This is a genomic window from Streptomyces sp. NPDC018000 (assembly GCF_044328025.1).
In the GTDB taxonomy this organism is placed as follows: Bacteria; Actinomycetota; Actinomycetes; order Streptomycetales; family Streptomycetaceae; genus Streptomyces.
Map to the genome: position 1 here is coordinate 180681 of NZ_JBIRGM010000002.1, position 15683 is coordinate 196363.

Below are 15683 nucleotides of genomic sequence, written 5' to 3' on the forward strand. Positions count from 1 at the left end.
TCAGCCGAGCGCGAGCCAGGCGACCGCTGCGAGGACGACGAGCACCGCGACGACGGTGACGATCACCCCGGTCTTCGGTCCGGACGAGGCGGCCGGCTGCTGCCGACGCTGCGGCTCGCCCTCGTCGACGAAGGCGCGGAACATCTGAGTGCTGCCCGCGGGGTCGTAATTGCCCTCGGGGCCCTGGGGGTTGCCATTTACCGGCGGCTGATTACGCATGAATGCATTCCCACTCGATCGGGTTAAGTGCTCGTCGGATACTGCGATATGAAGTCTGTGGAACTGTAACGTCGTCACGTGGGAGAGGGTCCTGCGGCCAACGCTCGACGCCTCTCGCGCCAGGGACTCTGCCCGCCACGGACTGGATCACGCGCGTGACACGTGCCGCCACCGGGGTGCGAAAGCGGAGAACCAGGTCATCCAAGACCGTTCGGGATGGCCCGCCAGACGCACAGCACCTCGCGCCGGGTGCCAAGAAACGGTTGTATGCCATGGGGCAGGACCCTAGCGGTCCGGCGGCACCCCACGCCCCTGCGGGGCGACGGCCGGGCCCCGACTATCGCTCGGGACCTACTGCCGTTCCGGGGCCGCCGTCCACACCGCCGGTGTGGCACGAGACACACCCGCCGCGCCCCGCACACGCCGGGCGCTTGGCCCAGGCCCTACCCAGCCTTTTGCTTTCCTTTACTTATGCAAGCCTCATTTCGTTTGCCTGTGACAACCAACAGATTCTATGGTTGCCCTAAGCAACAAGATGAACCGTGAGATGCCTGGGGGGCCCGTGGCCGTACGGAGTCAGTACGAAGAACTGGCCCGGCAGCTCAGCGCCATCGGGGCCGTCAAACGGGGTCTCGCCCGCATGCTGCCCGCCGAATGCCCTGGCGGCTCCGCCGCCGTGCTGGCGCTTCTCCGTGAGCACGGCGAAATGCGAATCAGCAGACTGGCCGAGCTGCTGGCCGTCGACATGTCGGTGACCAGCCGTCATGTCGCCCATGTGGCAGAGCGTGGCTGGATCGAACGGTCCTTGGACCCGACGGACAAGCGGTCCCGCATCCTGCGGCTGACCCCCGCCGGACACGACGTGCTCAACGATCTGAACCGGCGGACCACCGACATGTTCATCCACAACCTGTCCGACTGGTCCGACGAAGACGTCGGTCAGCTCAACACGCTGCTGGCCCGGCTGCGTGACAGTTTCGCCTGCCGCGGCCCAGGAGGGTGCACCCCCGGGAAGCACACCGGCGACTGCCGTTCCCGGCCTGCCGACAGCGACAACGACTCGCACACCCGTACACCTGTGTAACAGAAGCAAAGACAAGGAACTCAATGGCTACGACCACACCAACCGGTGTGCGGGGCGGCCACGCCAAGCACGGGGGATCGTCCGATGCCTCGTCCGGCACGCCGATGACACACCGGCAGATCATGGAAGCACTGGCCGGGCTGATGCTCGGCATGTTCGTCGCGATCCTGTCGTCCACGGTCGTCTCCAACGCTCTTCCGGAGATCATCTCCGACCTCGGCGGCGGGCAGAGCGCCTACACCTGGGTCGTCACGGCCTCGCTGCTGGCCATGACCGCCACCACCCCCCTGTGGGGCAAGCTCTCCGACCTGTTCAGCAAGAAGCTGCTGGTCCAGATAGCGCTCATCATCTATGTCGCGGGCTCGGTCGTCGCCGGTATGTCGACCAGCAGCGGCATGCTGATTGCCTGTCGTGTCATCCAGGGCATCGGTATCGGCGGTCTCTCCGCCCTCGCGCAGATCGTGATGGCGGCGATGATCGCCCCGCGCGAACGTGGTCGCTACAGCGGATACATCGGTGCGGTGTACGCCGTCGGCACCGTCGGTGGTCCGCTGCTCGGCGGTGTCATCACGGACACCAGCTGGATGGGCTGGCGCTGGTGCTTCTACGTCGGTGTGCCGTTCGCGGTCGCCGCGCTCATCGTGCTCCAGAAGACGCTGAAGCTCCCGGTCGTGAAGCGTCAGGTCAAGGTCGACTGGTGGGGCGCGTTCTTCATCAGCGCCGCCGCGTCGCTGCTGCTCATCTGGGTGACCTTCGCGGGCAACAAGTACGACTGGCTCTCCTGGCAGACCGCCGCGATGCTCGCCGGCTCAGCCGCGCTCACCGCGCTCTTCCTCGTCGTCGAGTCCAGGGCCGGCGAGCCGATCATCCCGCTGCGCCTCTTCCGTAACCGCACCATCACGCTGGCTTCGCTGGCCTCACTGTTCATCGGCATCGCGATGTTCGCGGGCACCGTCTTCTTCAGCCAGTACTTCCAGCTGGCGCGCGGCAAGTCGCCGACGATGTCCGGCATCATGACGATCCCGATGATCGCGGGTCTGTTCATCTCCTCGACGGTCTCCGGCCGGATCATCACCAGGACGGGCCGCTGGAAGGCCTGGCTGGTCACGGGTGGCTTCCTGGTCACCGCCGGGCTCGGGATGCTGGGCACCATCCGGTACGACACCGAGTACTGGCACATCGCGGTCTTCATGGCCGTGACGGGTCTCGGCATCGGCATGATGATGCAGAACCTGGTGCTCGCCGCGCAGAACCAGGTCGATCCGTCCGACCTCGGCTCGGTCAGCTCGGTCGTCAACTTCTTCCGTTCGCTCGGTGGTGCGATCGGCGTCTCGGCGTTGGGCGCTGTCATGGCGAACCGCGTCACCCACTACGTCGAGGAAGGTCTCGCGGCGCTCGGCCCCAAGGGCGAGGCCCTGGGCCACGGCGGCACCGGTGGCGGAGGCATCCCCGACCTGGACACGCTGCCCGCACCGTTCCGGACGATCGTGGAGAGCGCCTACGGGCACGGTGTCGGCGATGTCTTCCTGATCGCCGCTCCGGCCGCGCTGATCGCCTTCCTGGTCACGATCTTCATCAAGGAGGTCGCGCTGAAGACGAACGCCGTGAGCGAGGTCCCGGCCACAGCCGCGGTCCCCGTCGCGGAGGCGGTCGAGGTTCCGGCCGTCGCTGCCGCGCCGGTCTCCCGGGCAACGGCCCAGGCCACCCCGGCCTCCTCGGCCGACACGCCGAAAGCCCCGGTCGCCACTCTGCAGGGCTCGGCCGTGCACGGTGTGGTGCGCGGCGCCGAGGGCGCACCCGTCGCACAGTCCGCCGTCACACTGATCTCGCTTGACGGCCGGCAGCTGGGACGCTCCGTCGCCCGGACCGACGGCAGCTACGCTCTGGACGCGCCGGGCTCCGGCAGCTACGTCCTGATCGCGTCCGCCGACGGCTTCCAGCCGCATGCGTCCACCGTGGTCGTCGGTGACGAGCCGCTCTCGTACGACATCCTGCTCTCCGGTACGAGCGGCCTGGCCGGAACCGTGCGGACCGCCGAGACCGCTGCGCCGGTCGCAGGTGCCATGGTCGTCGTGACCGATGTGCGCGGCGATGTGCTGGCCACCGGCACGTCCGGTGAGACGGGCGAGTTCACCTTCGGTGAGCTGGTCCCCGGTTCGGTGACCGTCGCGGTGAACGCCGCAGGGTTCCGTCCACTGGCGCTGCCGGTGGAGATCGGCGGCCAGGGCGTCACCCGTGTCGAGGCCGCACTGCAGTCCGGTGCGCTGGTGCAGGGCGTCGTGCGGGCCGGTTCCGGCCGCCGGCCGCTGCCGGACGCCCGGGTCACGCTGGTCGACGCGGCGGGCAATGTGGTCGCCACCTCGACGACCGGGGACGACGGGGCGTACGCCTTCACCGACCTGGACGCGGGCGAGTACTCGGTCGTCGCGACCGGCTACCCGCCGGTGGCCGGCGCGCTGACCGTGGCCGGTCGCGGGATCGAGGGCCACGACATCGAGCTCGCCCACCCCGGCGAGTGACGGCCTCGCCCACGATTGGCGGCGACGTCGCTGACAATCGTGGGCGAGGTCGTACAACCACAAACCCCCGGCGGGGCGGCGTTTCGAGCGGAGATGCTGTACCGGCCGGTGGAAATGGGCCCCGGTGGCGGGGACGGCAGGCAGGGGACGGTCTGTCGCCCCCGCCCCGGGGTCCGACTCATTGAGTCATTGAGCAAGGAGAGATAACGGGATGGGACTTCGCGCACAGGTACGGACGCCGGACGGCTGGGCGGTCCAGCACGCGGTCGTGACGGTCACCGACATGACCGGCGCACAGGTACTGCGGGCCACTGCCGACGAGGACGGGGCGGTACGGACCGACACGGCCTTGCAGGCCGGTGCGTACACGGTGATCGTCACGGCGGTCGGGTACGCCCCCGCCGCCTCCACCGCCCTCGTCACCGCGAGCGGACGGGTCGAGGCCGGCACGGTGGTGCTGGCCCGCCAGGGCGGCGTGGAGCTGCCGCCGCCGGGCGTCTGGTCGCTGGACCCGGCGCACTCCTCGGTGGGCGCGGTCGCGCAGCACCTGGGGATCTCCAGCGTGCACGGCCGGTTCACCGAGTTCGACGGCCGGATCGAGATCGCGAAGGACGTCGAGCAGTCCCGGGTCGACGCCGTCATCAGTGCGGCCAGCATCGACACCGGCAACGGCATGCGCGACAAGCACCTGCGTTCGCCGGACTTCCTGGACTCGGACCGGTTCCCGGAGATCACGTACCGTTCGAACGGGCTGACCCCGGCAGGACCCGACCGCTGGCTGGTCCACGGCGAGCTGTCGATGCACGGCGTCGTGCGCCCGATCGACCTGAACCTGAGCTACCTCGGGACGGGTCCGGACCCGTGGGGCGGGGTGCGTGCGGCCTTCAGCGCAACGGCGGAGCTGCGCCGCCAGGACTTCGCCATGAACTACAACCAGGTGGTGCAGGCGGGCATCTCGGCGATCGGTACGACGCTGCGGGTGCAGCTCGACATCCAGGCCGTACAGGGTGAATCCCTGCCGTCCTAGGGCGTGACCGGCAAGGTTTGCGGACATGGCACCCGGCACTGCGACGCACCGCCGATGGCGGAGGCGCGGGTGCCGGGGACGGCCGTGGATGTGGGGCGCGGGTACTGAGGGACGAACATGGTCTCAGCGGTCCCGCATCGCCTCGATGCCCGCGATCAGCAGGTCCAGGGCGAAGGTGAAGTCCCGGTCGCGCATCTCCTCGACCGTGTCGCCGCCGCGGGCGTCCATCAGGTCCTGCGAGGACTCGACGATCCGGCTGAGCTGCGGCTGGCTCCGGATGGCGCCCAGCGCCTCTTGGAAGAACTCGTCCTGGCTGACCCCCGTCTCCGCGCTGCGCTGCACGAAGTGGGCCTCGATGGTGCCGAATCCGTACACGAACTGGAAGACCGCGGAGAGCGCGCCCGTCTGCTGGTGCAGCGGCAGCCCCGTCGCCCGGATCACGTCCTGGATGGCGTGCGAGAACAGCATCGAGTACGGGCCCATATTGAGGAAGTGACCGGCGAGCGGCGACACCCAGACATGCCGGACCAGCAATTCCCGGTAGGAGGTGGCCAGTTCGCGCAGCCGGTCGTGCCAGTGCGCGTCCTCGCGAGGGGACGCGATCTCGCTGTAGACCGAGTCGAGGGCCAGCTCCAGCAGATCGTCCTTGGTGTCCACGTACCAGTAGAGGGACATCGCGGTGACGTCCAGCTCGGCGGCAAGCCGTCGCATGGAGAATTTGGCGAGGCCCTCCGCGTCCAGCAGCCGGACCGTGGCCGCGGTTATCCTGTCGCGGTCGAGACCGGTCGGCTGATCCGATTTACGGGTGCGCGACGGTGCCCTCTGCTCCAGCCACACACTGGTCCTGGCAGGGTTCTTCACACGGTCGGCCGCGGACACCATGGCGCACTCTCCTCGTCTTGCTCGGCGGAATGCACCGGATACGTACCCGTGCGCACGAAGCGGATTCGTACGGTCCGATGCACCCCGCCTCGATGCTATGCCGCTGCCACCTGCTCGGCCGAGTCCGCCCGAGCAGATTCTGCCCGCTCCGCGCGGCGCAGGAGTGCCGCGGCCAGCAGGCCGCCCGCCAGTACCGCCGCCGCTCCGACCAGCTGGCTGGTCTCCAGTCCCGAGGCGAAGGCGTCCGTGATCCGTGCCCGTTCGCCGTCGTCGGTGGCCGAGGCGAGCGCGGCGGGCAGTGAGGCGGCCCCGACGGCCGCCGGCACGAGAGCCGCGAACCGGGAGTTGAGCACCGCGCCCAGGACGGCGACCCCCAGACCGTTGCCGAACTCGGCGAGCGTGCCGTTGACCCCGGCGCCCACGCCGGCCTTCTCCGGCGGAATGGCGCTCATGATCGCGTTGGCCATGGCGGGCCCGGCGAGCGCGATGCCCGCGCCCATCACGACCAGGCCGAGCAGCATGCCGCCGTAACCGTTGCCGCCGAGCAGCGCGATCGCGGCGAGGCCGGCGGCCAGCAGGCTCATCCCGGCCGCGATGGTGACGGGTGTCCCCAGCTTGGGCACCAGCCTGGCCCCCAGTCCGGTCAGGTTGAGCGCGACGACGCTCAGCGCCAGCGGAGCCGTACGCAGACCGGCCTCCAGTGGCCCGTAACCGAGGACGAACTGAAGCTGCTGGGTGAGCAGGAACAGCGAGCCGCCCATCCCGAACGCGACCAGGATCGCGCCCGCGACCGCCCCGATGAACTTCTGGTTCCGGAAGAAGTGCATGTCCAGCATCGGGTACGGGATGTGCAGCTCCCACAGCACGAACCCGGTGAGGACGGCGACCCCGACGAAGGCGGTCAGCAGCACCCGGCCCGACGTCCAGCCGTGTTCCGGGCCGGAGATGATCGCGTACACGACGGATGCCATGCCGATGGTGGAGAGCAGCGCGCCGAGCAGGTCGGGGCGCTCGCCACTGGGGTTCTTGGACTCGGGAACGAGCCGGACGACGGCGGCCAGACCGATGAGCGCGACGGGAATGTTGATCAGGAAGATCGCGCCCCACCAGAAGTGGTCGAGCATCACTCCGCCGACCAGCGGGCCGACGGCGAAGCCGAGTGAGCTGACGGTCGACCAGATGCCGATCGCCTTGACCCGCTCGGAGTCGTCGAAGATCTGCACGACGACGGCCAGGGTCGTCGTCATCAGCAGCGCACCACCGATGCCCATGCCCGCGCGCGCGGCGATCAGCTGCGCGGACGTCTGGGCCAGTCCGGCCACCAGCGAACCGATGCCGAACAGGGCGAGCCCCGCGACCAGCATCTTCTTGCGTCCGTAGCGGTCGGCGGAGCTGCCGGCCGTGAGCAGCAGTCCCGACTGGACCAGCGAATAGGCGTTGATCATCCACTGCACATCGGCGGTGGAGGCGTCCAGCTCCCGGGTGAGGGAGGGGATCGCGACGTTGAGAACGGTGTTGTCGAGCAGCACGGTGAGCTGGGCGAGGCAGATGACGCCAAGGATCAGCCAGCGTTGCGGGTGGCTGGGCGGCGAGAGGTGGTTCTGCTCGGCGGCGATCGCCGTCATGCGGACTCCTGATGCCTTATACGGTGCACGAGCATGAGTTGTACACCGTATAGCTCGCCCCATACGGTGTACAGCTCATTTCCGCGCGTTACCGTGCTCGCCGCTGATCCGGCAAGGACTGGAGTGGCATGTCACCGCGTCGTCGTAGGGCGGAAGTGCTCATCGCAACGGGCCCGCCGGGGGCCGCCCTCGCGCCCACCGCATCGGCCGCCGCTGCTGCTGCGGCGCCGGGCCAAGGACTGTCCCGTACCCCCGCTTCGATCGCTTCGATCCGCGCGCCTACTCACCCGGCTTGATGAGATATCCCGCCCCGCGCCTGGTGTGGATCATCGGCGACCGCCCGGCGTCGATCTTCTTGCGCAGATACGAGATGTACAGCTCGACGACGTTCGCCTGCCCGCCGAAGTCGTAGTTCCACACCCGGTCCAGGATCTGTGCCTTGCTCAGCACCCGCCGCGGATTGCGCATCAGGAAGCGCAACAGCTCGAACTCGGTCGCCGTGAGGTGGATGGACGTTTCGCCCCGGCTCACCTCGTGGCTGTCCTCGTCGAGCATCAGATCGCCGACGACGAGGGTCGACTCGCTGCGTACGGCCGCCGTACCCGACCGCCGGATCAGACCGCGCAGCCGCGCCACTACCTCCTCCAGGCTGAACGGCTTGGTGACGTAGTCGTCGCCGCCCGCCGTGAGCCCGGCGATCCGGCCCTCCATCGCGTCGCGCGCGGTCAGGAACAGCACGGGGACCTCGGAGAGCTCCCGCCGCAGTCTGCCGAGCACGGCGAACCCGTCCGTGTCGGGCAGCATCACATCGAGGATCACCGCATCGGGCCGGAAGTCGCGTGCCATCCGTATGGCGCCGGCCCCGTCCCCGACGCTGCGCACCTCCCAGCCCTCGTAACGCAGGGCCATGGAGAGCAGCTCGGCAAGCGGAGCCTCGTCGTCCACCACCAGCACACGGACGGGGCTGCGATCCGCCCTCAGCAGTTCGGTACGCCCCTGGGGCGAGGTCGTCGTCGTCATGCCTCAACCCTGTGAGGCTCCTCTGAGAGAGCCCTTTCCCGATTCTGTGATTTCTCTGAGAAAAGCTGCCCTTCGTGGACCGTCAGTCCACGGCGAACAACGCGCTCGCGTTCCCGTGACAGACCGCGCGCAGCCAGTCGTCCCCCAACTCCAGCCGTTCCAGCGCGTGCAGCTGATGCGCGTACGCATACGGGATGTTCGGGAAGTCCGTCCCCAGCAGAATCCGGTCCCCGAGCGCCGCGAGCCGCCCCCGCTCGGCCACCGGGAACGGCGTGAAGTCCTCGGTGAAATCCGTGAACGCCATCGTCGTATCGAGCCGTACCTCCGGGTACGTCTGGGCCAGCGACAGGAACTCCGTGTACTCCGGCATCCCCATGTGCGCCACGATCAGCCGCAGCCGCGGATGCCGGGCAAGCAGCCGGCCGACCGGTTCGGGCCCCGTGTACTTGCCGGGCGCCGGCCCGGAGCCGCAGTGCATCACCACCGGAACCCCGGCCTCCGCGAGCAGCCCCCACACCGGCTCCAACAGCGGGTCGTTGGCGTCGTACGCGCCGACCTGAAGGTGCGACTTGAAGACCCGCGCCCCCGCCTCCACGGCCTCTCGTACGTACCGTTCCACGCCCTCTTCCGGGAAGAACGTCGCCGTGTGCAGGCAGTCCGGCACCCGGCGCGCGAAGTCGGCCGCCCAGCCGTTCAGCCAGGCCGCCATGCCGGCCTTGTGCGGATAGAGCATCGAGGTGAACCGGAGCACGCCGAACGAGCGCAGCAGGGCGAGGCGTTCGTCCTCGTCGTGCCGGTACTCGATCGGCCACTCCATTCCGGTCAGCGGCCCCGCGGAGTCGAAGTACGCCCAGACCTTGCGGAGCACCCGCTCCGGCATGAAGTGTGTATGGACATCGATGATCCCAGGCAGCCCCAGCCGTTGCCAGAACCGCATGACGTCGTCGCAGTCACCACTCATCCCGCACCCCTCTCCCGTCCGGTCTCTCCGGCCCTGCGGGACCGACGATCTCAGAACAGCCCGCCCTGCAGGCCACCGGCCCCGATGTCGGCCACCGGCACCCCCACCCGTGCCTGCGCATCGGCGCCCGCCAGCTCCCACCCGGTCATCAGCCGGGTATCCAGCACCACGACCCCGTCCGCCACCGTCTCCAGATGCAGATCGGGCCCGGCCGCCGCCACCAGCCGCCCCGCGACCACGCCCCCGTCCACCAACTCGGTGACCGCCCACCCCACTTCGACTTCTCCGTCCAGCCCGAACAGCCCGGCGTGATCGACCGCATCGAACGGCAACCGCTCCAGCGACTGGGGCCACCCGGCCCCCTCCAGCGCCGCGGCCCGCCCGTACAGTTCCGCCACCTCGGCACGCCGCTCCGCCGCCCCCGGCAGCACCGCGCGCACGGCCCGTTTCCTGGCGTACGGAATCCGGTCCGGCACCCCGAGCGCCGACCGCAGCAGCTCCTCGGTCCGCCGCGCCGCCATCAACGGCCCCCTCCCCAGCCAGCTGAACACCACGGCCCCCTGCTCCCGCAGCCGCGCCGCCTCCCGCTCCTCGGCGGTGATCCCGACCTTCACCATCCCCGGCCCGAACCAGGCGAGATACACGCGGTACGTCCGGGGGTCATCGGCGATCGTGTCAGCGGCAACCGAGTGCGCCCGGTCCAGCCGCGCGCACTCAGGACAACGCGCCCCCGTGCTCCGCCCCGACACCGCGGCCCCCACCGGACACACATTCCCGCGCGCCCCGACGCAGCATCGCTCCCCCACGGCCCGGAACCCGAGTTCCGTCCCGTAGGCCGGCGCACTCACCCGAACGGCCCCGCCCCGCCGCCACCCGAGCACGGGCGCCCCCTGCGCGTCGGGCCATCGCAGCCCGGTGCACTGCCACCCCATGCGCGAACTCCCGGATTCCGTTTCAGGCGGAGGGAATACCAAGAGGCGCCCGGACGAATCCGGGGCCTCCTGCCATTGTGCACTCGGCAGGATTCGAACCCGCAACTGGCCGTACGCCCTAGTCGGATATGTGAGGGCTCGTCAGGGCGGCCCCGAAATATCCCTTGGTACTGCGGACGGTGATTCCGGCGTTCTTGCCGCACAGGTTGACCGAATTGCTCAGGACCGGACCGGACGCCGAGCCACGGGCGGTCCACAGGCAACCGTCGCTGTTCTCGGTGGGTATGCCGACGATCGTCTCTGCCTTGCCGTCCTTGTTGAGGTCGGTGAGGTGGACGGTCGCGCCGAACTGGTCGCCGGACTCTGCAGTGCCGGGCACGCCGGCCGTGTTCTGGGTGTATCCGACCGCTTTGGTTGTGGTCAGGCCGGAGGCGGAGCCGCGCAGCAAAACGGTCGTGCCTGCAAGCTTGAGCGTGCCGACCGCCTCGCCGGGAGAGCCGACGAGGACGTCGGCATACCCGTCGGCGTTGACGTCGCCGACGCTGAGCGACTGTCCGAACTGGTCGCCGTCCTCAGCCGTTCCCGGGACTCCGGCCGTGTTCTGGTGGAAGACCTTTGGCCGCTGGTCGGCAGTGATGCCCTGCGCGCTGCCGTAGAGGACCTGGATCTCGCCACCGCGGTGCGCCGCGCCGGTCGCGTTCATAAGGGAATCGTCACGCGCGATACCAGTGACGAGGTCTCCGTAGCCGTCACCGTTGATGTCACCGATCTGGCCGGCGTGGCCGTCGGCGTAGGGAAGTTTGGTGGGCCAATTGACAAACTCGCCGCCGCTCGGGGGACCGTTGTCGACGTACACAGGTCCGCGAAGGTCGTCGTCCGAGGGCCCAGGCAGCCAGAAACGCTCCGCTCTGCCGTCGCCGTTGACATCGCCCATCACCACGCCACGGGCATCGCCGACGCGCCATTCCTGGTAGTTGGAGGCGGCCTTGCCGGTACGGGTGAAGGGGCCGGTATAGGAGGCGCCGTTGCAGCGCGAGCCGATACTCACCTCCGGGGCGCCGTCCCCGTTCATGTCGCCTGTGGCGAGGGACTTCCCGAAGCCACAGTACGTCCTGCCGTCTCCGTATCCGGCTGGAGGAGAGATGGCCGCACCGCCCGTCAGCCCGCCGGGCCCACCCCATACGACGGTCGCAGAGCCCCGGAGCTTCTTGTCGCCGACCTGCTCTCTCGGGGTGCCGACAAGCAGGTCCGCGTACCCGTCCCGATCCAGATCGGCGCTGGCGACCGTCGTGCCGAAGGCGTCCCTGTCCTCGGGGTCGCCGGGGATCCCGGAGGTCGCCTGCGTGATGACCGTCCGGCGCGTGGTGCCCACTGATGAGGCCGACCCGTACAGGACGACGACCGCGCCGGCTTCCTCCACGCTGCCATTGGCTGCGTAGGGCGCGCCGACAGCCAGATCCCGGTAGCCGTCACCGTTGAAATCGTCCTGGACGGCTGCGGTATTGGCCCCCTTGTAAGGGCTGGTCGCGGAAGCCGTCGTCGGGAGGAGGGCGACGGCGAGGAGGGGGGCGAGCACGGCGGCGGCCGTGGCTGCTCTGTGCAAGGAGACTCCTTGGCGGAAGGACGGGGACTGCAGGGACCGCGAAGCGACTGGAGCGACAGCACCTGAAGCTCAGCCGCCCTACTGGACACACGAGAAGCCCTCAGGGTTGTGCGCGGTTCTCTCCCGTCTCAGGGCTGCGCCCGCTCCGCATCGGCCTCCGGCGAGGCCCTGTGCGCCCGCTCCGGCGTCCGCAAGGTCCACCTCCACGGCCTGCCACACGTGCGCGTCCCTGCTCTACGAACAGAACGCCGACGCCCGCATGATCACGGAGGTCCTGGGCCACAGCTCGATCCGCGTGACCACGAACATCTACACCTTCGTGCGGCTGGACTCCCAGCGGTCCGCCTTCGACCGCGTCGGGGACGCGCTGAGGGGTGACGGCAACGGGTCGGACGATGACGACAGCGCGGCCGGTGTCCTCGTAGTCGTCTGATCGGTCCGGCGGCGGTCCTTCGAAGCGGTTGCCGTCAACCACTGCCGTCAAGGCATAAGCCGGAGGCCCCCGGGATTTCTCCTGGGGGCCTCCGGTCTGCTGTGCACTCGGCAGGATTCGAACCTGCAACTTTCTGATCCGTAGGCGGGTGCGCACGCGGATCATGTGGTCTGTCACAACTTCATTGGCCCGTTGCAGGGGGCTGGCTGTGGAGCGCTCCTCAGCGGTCAGCGGGCTCAGCGTGCGAACGGCCCGCCCAGTCGCATATACGACAGCTTCAGCGACGTCACGGAGTACGACTTCGAGCCCGTCGTCGTGATGCCCGAGCCGGAGCCCTTCAGCAGGTGGACGAGGCCCCAGCGGTCCTGGTAGCCCAGCTGTTCGTTAGTGTCGATCATGAGGTCGGCGCGGCCGTCGCGGGTGTAGTCGGTGAGCTTGAGGTGGGCGCCGAACTGATCCTCGGTCTCGGCGGTGCCGGTGATGCCGGAGGTGTCCTGGGTGTAGGACTTGGCGCCAGTGCCGGACAGGCCGCCCGCGCGGCCGAGGAGGACGGTGACCGCGCCGGCGTTGCGCTTGGTGCCGAGGTCCTCGCCGCGGGCGCCGACGGCGAGGTCCGCGTAGCCGTCGCCGTTGACGTCGCCGGCGGCAATGGCGGAGCCGAAGTAGTCCTCGTTCTCGGAGGAGCCGGGCACGCCGGTGGTGTTCTGGGTGAACTTGACCGGCTTGCGGGCGGTGTTGGGACCGTTCGAGCCGCCGTACTGGACGGTGACGTAACCGCGTTCGCCATCTCCCCGCTCGTAACCGCGGCCGATGGCGAGGTCGCCGTAACCGTCCTTGTCGAAGTCGCCGATGGAGAGGATGTCGCCGCCCTGGTGGCCCCCGTCGTCGGGCACCCGCAGCTCGCCCGCGCGCTGGGTGAAGGTGCTGCCACCGCGGTGGAAGTAGGCCCGCAGGTCCAGGTCGCTGGTGCCGCCCTGGAGGTCGGAGCCGAGGATGTACAGGTCGGTGGCGGCATCGGCGGTGACCCGGCCGGCGACCAGGTTGGGGGCCCACAGGTAGCCGTAGGAGCCGCCCAGAGAGTCCCAGCCGCTCTTACCGCCGGTGCGTGTGAAGGGGCCCTTCAAAAGGACCACGCCCGCCCGGCTGTTGCTGGTAACGGCCAGGTCCTGGTCCCCGTCGCCGTCGAAGTCGCCGGACACCACATCCTCGCCGAACACGTCACCCGAGTGCTCGTACTCCTGCGGGACCGGCGAGTTGAAGCCCGTGCCCGAGCCGAGGCCCTTCGCGCTGCCCCAGACGACGGTCAGCCCGCCGCGCATCTGCACGTCGCCAACGTCCTCGCCGGGCGAGGAGACAACCAGGTCGGCGTAGCCGTCGCGGTCGAGGTCGGCCGTGGTGGCGGCGGTTCCCCACCCGTCCTCCGCCTCCACCGCGCCCGGGATGCCCGGCGAGTCCTGGTGGATGATCTGGACGCGAGTGCCCGGACCGGACGACGTGCCGTAGACGACGGTGACCCGGCCGTCCTTGCCGTGCGAGCCGCCCAGCATGACGAAGTCGCGGTAGCCATCGCCGTTGAAGTCGTCGGACAGCTTGGCGGGGGCCGCCGACGCCCCAGGGGCCGTCAGGAGCGGTGTGCAGACCGCTGCCGCGAGGGCCACGGCAGCAGCGAGGACGGTACGTCTGGCGTGCATGGGTCTCCATTGTCGAGAACGTGCTGTGAGCGGCCTGTTGATCTGATCGACTGCGCTCTACGACGTACGCGGCGGCCGAATGGTTGTACGTACGCTCTGGGACAGCTGTAGGACAGCTCTCCAACAGGGAGAACCGGTGCTCACACCGTCAGCGGCACCGGGCGGCCGCCGGTACGAGCTGCGACGCGCTGCCGAGATCGGGCACGGCCTGCTGTGGGACGTCGCCCACGCTGCTCCAGGCCCAGGGCACCCTCTCCGTCTCGTCTGCGCTGATTGCCCGAGAGATGCTGATGCTCCGACTAGCTAAGCGTGGATTCCGGACGCGTTGATGCCACCCGCTGATGCCAAAGGCCCCCTGGACGATGTCCAGGGGGCCTTTGAGCTGTGTGCACTCGGCAGGATTCGAACCTGCAACCTTCTGATCCGTAGTCAGATGCTCTATCCGTTAAGCTACGAGTGCTTGCTCGCGGTGTTGGCCGCTTGCTTTACCTCCCGGGCTTTTCTGCCTGGTCGGCGTTGCGGGAACAACATTACATGACCTGCGCCGTAGCGCGAAATCCATTAGCCGCACCACCTCTGACCTGCGAAAACGCCCCGTTTGGCGGCGCCGCGGGTAACTGTCCGACCGGAAGCCCGAGCAAGCCGTGCGCCACCGCGGGGTCGCATCCGGGCCGCCCGGGCCCGGATACGACCGAAGCCCCGTGTCAGTGACACGGGGCTTCGGTGATGAAGCGGAGGCGGAGGGATTTGAACCCTCGATGGGCTTTAAGACCCAAACCGCATTAGCAGTGCGGCGCCATAGACCGGACTAGGCGACGCCTCCAGCACACCTCACGCGAGCGCGAGTGGTGTGTGCAGATGATGACACAGCTGAGTGCTGCGTCACCAATCGCTGCCTACGGTACTAGGCAGTCGGGCACGAGGGCAAAGCGCATGCGGTTGCGCAACGCCGTGGCGTGCGGAGCGTTAGTGGTGAGGGAGGCGCCGCCTCCCCGTTCTTCCGTCCGCTCCATCCGCTGCCTTGACCCTCCCGCCGAAGTGCACGAGCACAGGAGTCCGCATGTTGCGTCGCCTCGCCCTCACCGCCGTCGCGTCTTTCGCCGCGCTGTCCGCCGCCACGCCTGCCGCGACCGCGGCCACCGCCCCCCTTCCGCTGCCGCTGCCGACGTCGCTGCCGCTGTCCGTGCTGCACGGCGACGACACCGATACCCGGCTGACGGTGACGGTCTCGGGCACGGGGTATCCCGCGGCCGAGGGCGTCTTCGAGCTGGAGTGCGGACCGACGGGTGGCAGCCATCCGGCGGCGCAGCAGGCCTGTGACCGGCTGGAGGAGCTGGCGGGCGAGGGCACGGACCCGTTCGCTCCGGTGCCCGGGGACGCGATGTGCACCCAGCAGTTCGGGGGTCCGGCCACCGCACGGGTCACCGGGACCTGGCGGGGAAGGAGCATCGATACGGCCTTCGACCGGGCCGACGGCTGCGCGATCTCGCGCTGGAACGCTCTGCGGCCGGTGCTCCCCAACGTCCGATGAGCAGGAGTCCACAACCCTGCCCGGGGCATGTCGAGCGAGGCATGACGGGCTGGAGTCGTACACCGTATGCACAGAACCTTGGTGAGAGCTCCCTCCCATCCGCCGCCCCATGCCCCTCCCCTGCCTTTAGACTCCTTCCGTGACAGTCCGCGGCCC

General features: G+C 69.1%; 13 protein-coding genes and 2 tRNA genes. 5 read left to right on the forward strand and 10 right to left on the reverse strand.

Translation table 11 applies throughout. The features are described from left to right. The gene (locus ACH4EW_RS05375; protein ID WP_398251698.1) at positions 1-219 is read right to left on the reverse strand and encodes a hypothetical protein; all 219 of its coding nucleotides are present in this window, start codon (positions 217-219) and stop codon (positions 1-3) included. Positions 220-781: 562 nt separating this feature from the next. On the opposite strand from ACH4EW_RS05375, the gene ACH4EW_RS05380 reads away from it, so the two are divergent. The 3 genes from ACH4EW_RS05380 (at position 782) to ACH4EW_RS05390 (ending at position 4849) form a co-directional block, all read left to right on the forward strand. After that, positions 782-1303, forward strand: a complete 522-nt coding sequence (locus tag ACH4EW_RS05380; RefSeq protein ID WP_398253271.1) for a MarR family winged helix-turn-helix transcriptional regulator — start codon at positions 782-784, stop codon at positions 1301-1303. 23 nt (positions 1304-1326) lie between these two features. Continuing rightward, on the forward strand, positions 1327-3822 hold the full coding sequence (locus tag ACH4EW_RS05385; protein ID WP_398251701.1) for an MFS transporter: 2496 nt from the start codon (positions 1327-1329) through the stop codon (positions 3820-3822). Between the two features lie 211 nt (positions 3823-4033). Next, entirely contained in the window at positions 4034-4849 is an 816-nt protein-coding gene (locus ACH4EW_RS05390; RefSeq protein ID WP_398251704.1) for a YceI family protein, read from the forward strand. 123 nt (positions 4850-4972) lie between these two features. Here the strand turns inward: ACH4EW_RS05390 and ACH4EW_RS05395 are convergent, their stop codons facing one another. The 6 genes from ACH4EW_RS05395 to ACH4EW_RS05420 all read right to left on the reverse strand — a co-directional run bounded on the left by ACH4EW_RS05395 (position 4973) and on the right by ACH4EW_RS05420 (position 11872). Then, positions 4973-5731, reverse strand: coding sequence for a TetR/AcrR family transcriptional regulator (locus tag ACH4EW_RS05395; RefSeq protein WP_398251707.1), 759 nt, complete (start codon positions 5729-5731; stop codon positions 4973-4975). 95 nt (positions 5732-5826) lie between these two features. Then, entirely contained in the window at positions 5827-7356 is a 1530-nt protein-coding gene (locus ACH4EW_RS05400) for an MFS transporter (protein WP_398251710.1), read from the reverse strand. 279 nt (positions 7357-7635) lie between these two features. Then, complete coding sequence (locus tag ACH4EW_RS05405) at positions 7636-8376, reverse strand: response regulator transcription factor (RefSeq protein ID WP_398251713.1); 741 nt, start codon at positions 8374-8376, stop codon at positions 7636-7638. Between the two features lie 82 nt (positions 8377-8458). Next, positions 8459-9337: an amidohydrolase family protein gene (locus ACH4EW_RS05410; RefSeq protein WP_398251716.1), complete on the reverse strand. Its 879-nt coding sequence runs from the start codon at positions 9335-9337 to the stop codon at positions 8459-8461. 50 nt (positions 9338-9387) lie between these two features. After that, positions 9388-10269 carry a DUF2797 domain-containing protein gene (locus ACH4EW_RS05415; RefSeq protein ID WP_398251719.1) on the reverse strand — a complete coding sequence of 294 codons (882 nt, stop codon included), beginning with the start codon at positions 10267-10269 and terminating at the stop codon, positions 9388-9390. Between the two features lie 118 nt (positions 10270-10387). Next, entirely contained in the window at positions 10388-11872 is a 1485-nt protein-coding gene (locus tag ACH4EW_RS05420; protein ID WP_398251721.1) for a hypothetical protein, read from the reverse strand. Between the two features lie 259 nt (positions 11873-12131). Between ACH4EW_RS05420 and ACH4EW_RS05425 the strand changes: the two genes are divergently transcribed. Then, positions 12132-12305: an integrase gene (locus ACH4EW_RS05425; protein WP_398251724.1), complete on the forward strand. Its 174-nt coding sequence runs from the start codon at positions 12132-12134 to the stop codon at positions 12303-12305. A gap of 236 nt (positions 12306-12541) precedes the next feature. Here the strand turns inward: ACH4EW_RS05425 and ACH4EW_RS05430 are convergent, their stop codons facing one another. The 3 genes from ACH4EW_RS05430 to ACH4EW_RS05440 form a co-directional block, all read right to left on the reverse strand. Continuing rightward, on the reverse strand, positions 12542-13996 hold the full coding sequence (locus ACH4EW_RS05430) for an FG-GAP and VCBS repeat-containing protein (RefSeq protein ID WP_398251727.1): 1455 nt from the start codon (positions 13994-13996) through the stop codon (positions 12542-12544). A gap of 387 nt (positions 13997-14383) precedes the next feature. After that, a tRNA-Arg gene (locus tag ACH4EW_RS05435) sits at positions 14384-14456 on the reverse strand. Positions 14457-14728: 272 nt separating this feature from the next. Continuing rightward, a tRNA-Ser gene (locus ACH4EW_RS05440) sits at positions 14729-14819 on the reverse strand. A gap of 237 nt (positions 14820-15056) precedes the next feature. On the opposite strand from ACH4EW_RS05440, the gene ACH4EW_RS05445 reads away from it, so the two are divergent. Then, positions 15057-15527, forward strand: coding sequence for an SSI family serine proteinase inhibitor (locus tag ACH4EW_RS05445; RefSeq protein ID WP_398251730.1), 471 nt, complete (start codon positions 15057-15059; stop codon positions 15525-15527). Positions 15528-15683: the final 156 nt, after the last annotated feature.

Excerpts from the sequence above, each read along its gene's own strand:
- ACH4EW_RS05375 (WP_398251698.1), bottom strand. The coding sequence starts at position 219 with ATGCGTAATCAGCCGCCGGTAAATGGCAACCCCCAGGGCCCCGAGGGC.
- ACH4EW_RS05385 (WP_398251701.1), top strand. The coding sequence starts at position 1,327 with ATGGCTACGACCACACCAACCGGTGTGCGGGGCGGCCACGCCAAGCAC.
- ACH4EW_RS05390 (WP_398251704.1), top strand. The coding sequence starts at position 4,034 with ATGGGACTTCGCGCACAGGTACGGACGCCGGACGGCTGGGCGGTCCAG.
- ACH4EW_RS05395 (WP_398251707.1), bottom strand. The coding sequence starts at position 5,731 with ATGGTGTCCGCGGCCGACCGTGTGAAGAACCCTGCCAGGACCAGTGTG.
- ACH4EW_RS05400 (WP_398251710.1), bottom strand. The coding sequence starts at position 7,356 with ATGACGGCGATCGCCGCCGAGCAGAACCACCTCTCGCCGCCCAGCCAC.
- ACH4EW_RS05405 (WP_398251713.1), bottom strand. The coding sequence starts at position 8,376 with ATGACGACGACGACCTCGCCCCAGGGGCGTACCGAACTGCTGAGGGCG.
- ACH4EW_RS05410 (WP_398251716.1), bottom strand. The coding sequence starts at position 9,337 with ATGAGTGGTGACTGCGACGACGTCATGCGGTTCTGGCAACGGCTGGGG.
- ACH4EW_RS05415 (WP_398251719.1), bottom strand. The coding sequence starts at position 10,269 with ATGGGGTGGCAGTGCACCGGGCTGCGATGGCCCGACGCGCAGGGGGCG.
- ACH4EW_RS05425 (WP_398251724.1), top strand. The coding sequence starts at position 12,132 with ATGATCACGGAGGTCCTGGGCCACAGCTCGATCCGCGTGACCACGAAC.
- ACH4EW_RS05430 (WP_398251727.1), bottom strand. The coding sequence starts at position 13,996 with ATGCACGCCAGACGTACCGTCCTCGCTGCTGCCGTGGCCCTCGCGGCA.
- ACH4EW_RS05445 (WP_398251730.1), top strand. The coding sequence starts at position 15,057 with ATGTTGCGTCGCCTCGCCCTCACCGCCGTCGCGTCTTTCGCCGCGCTG.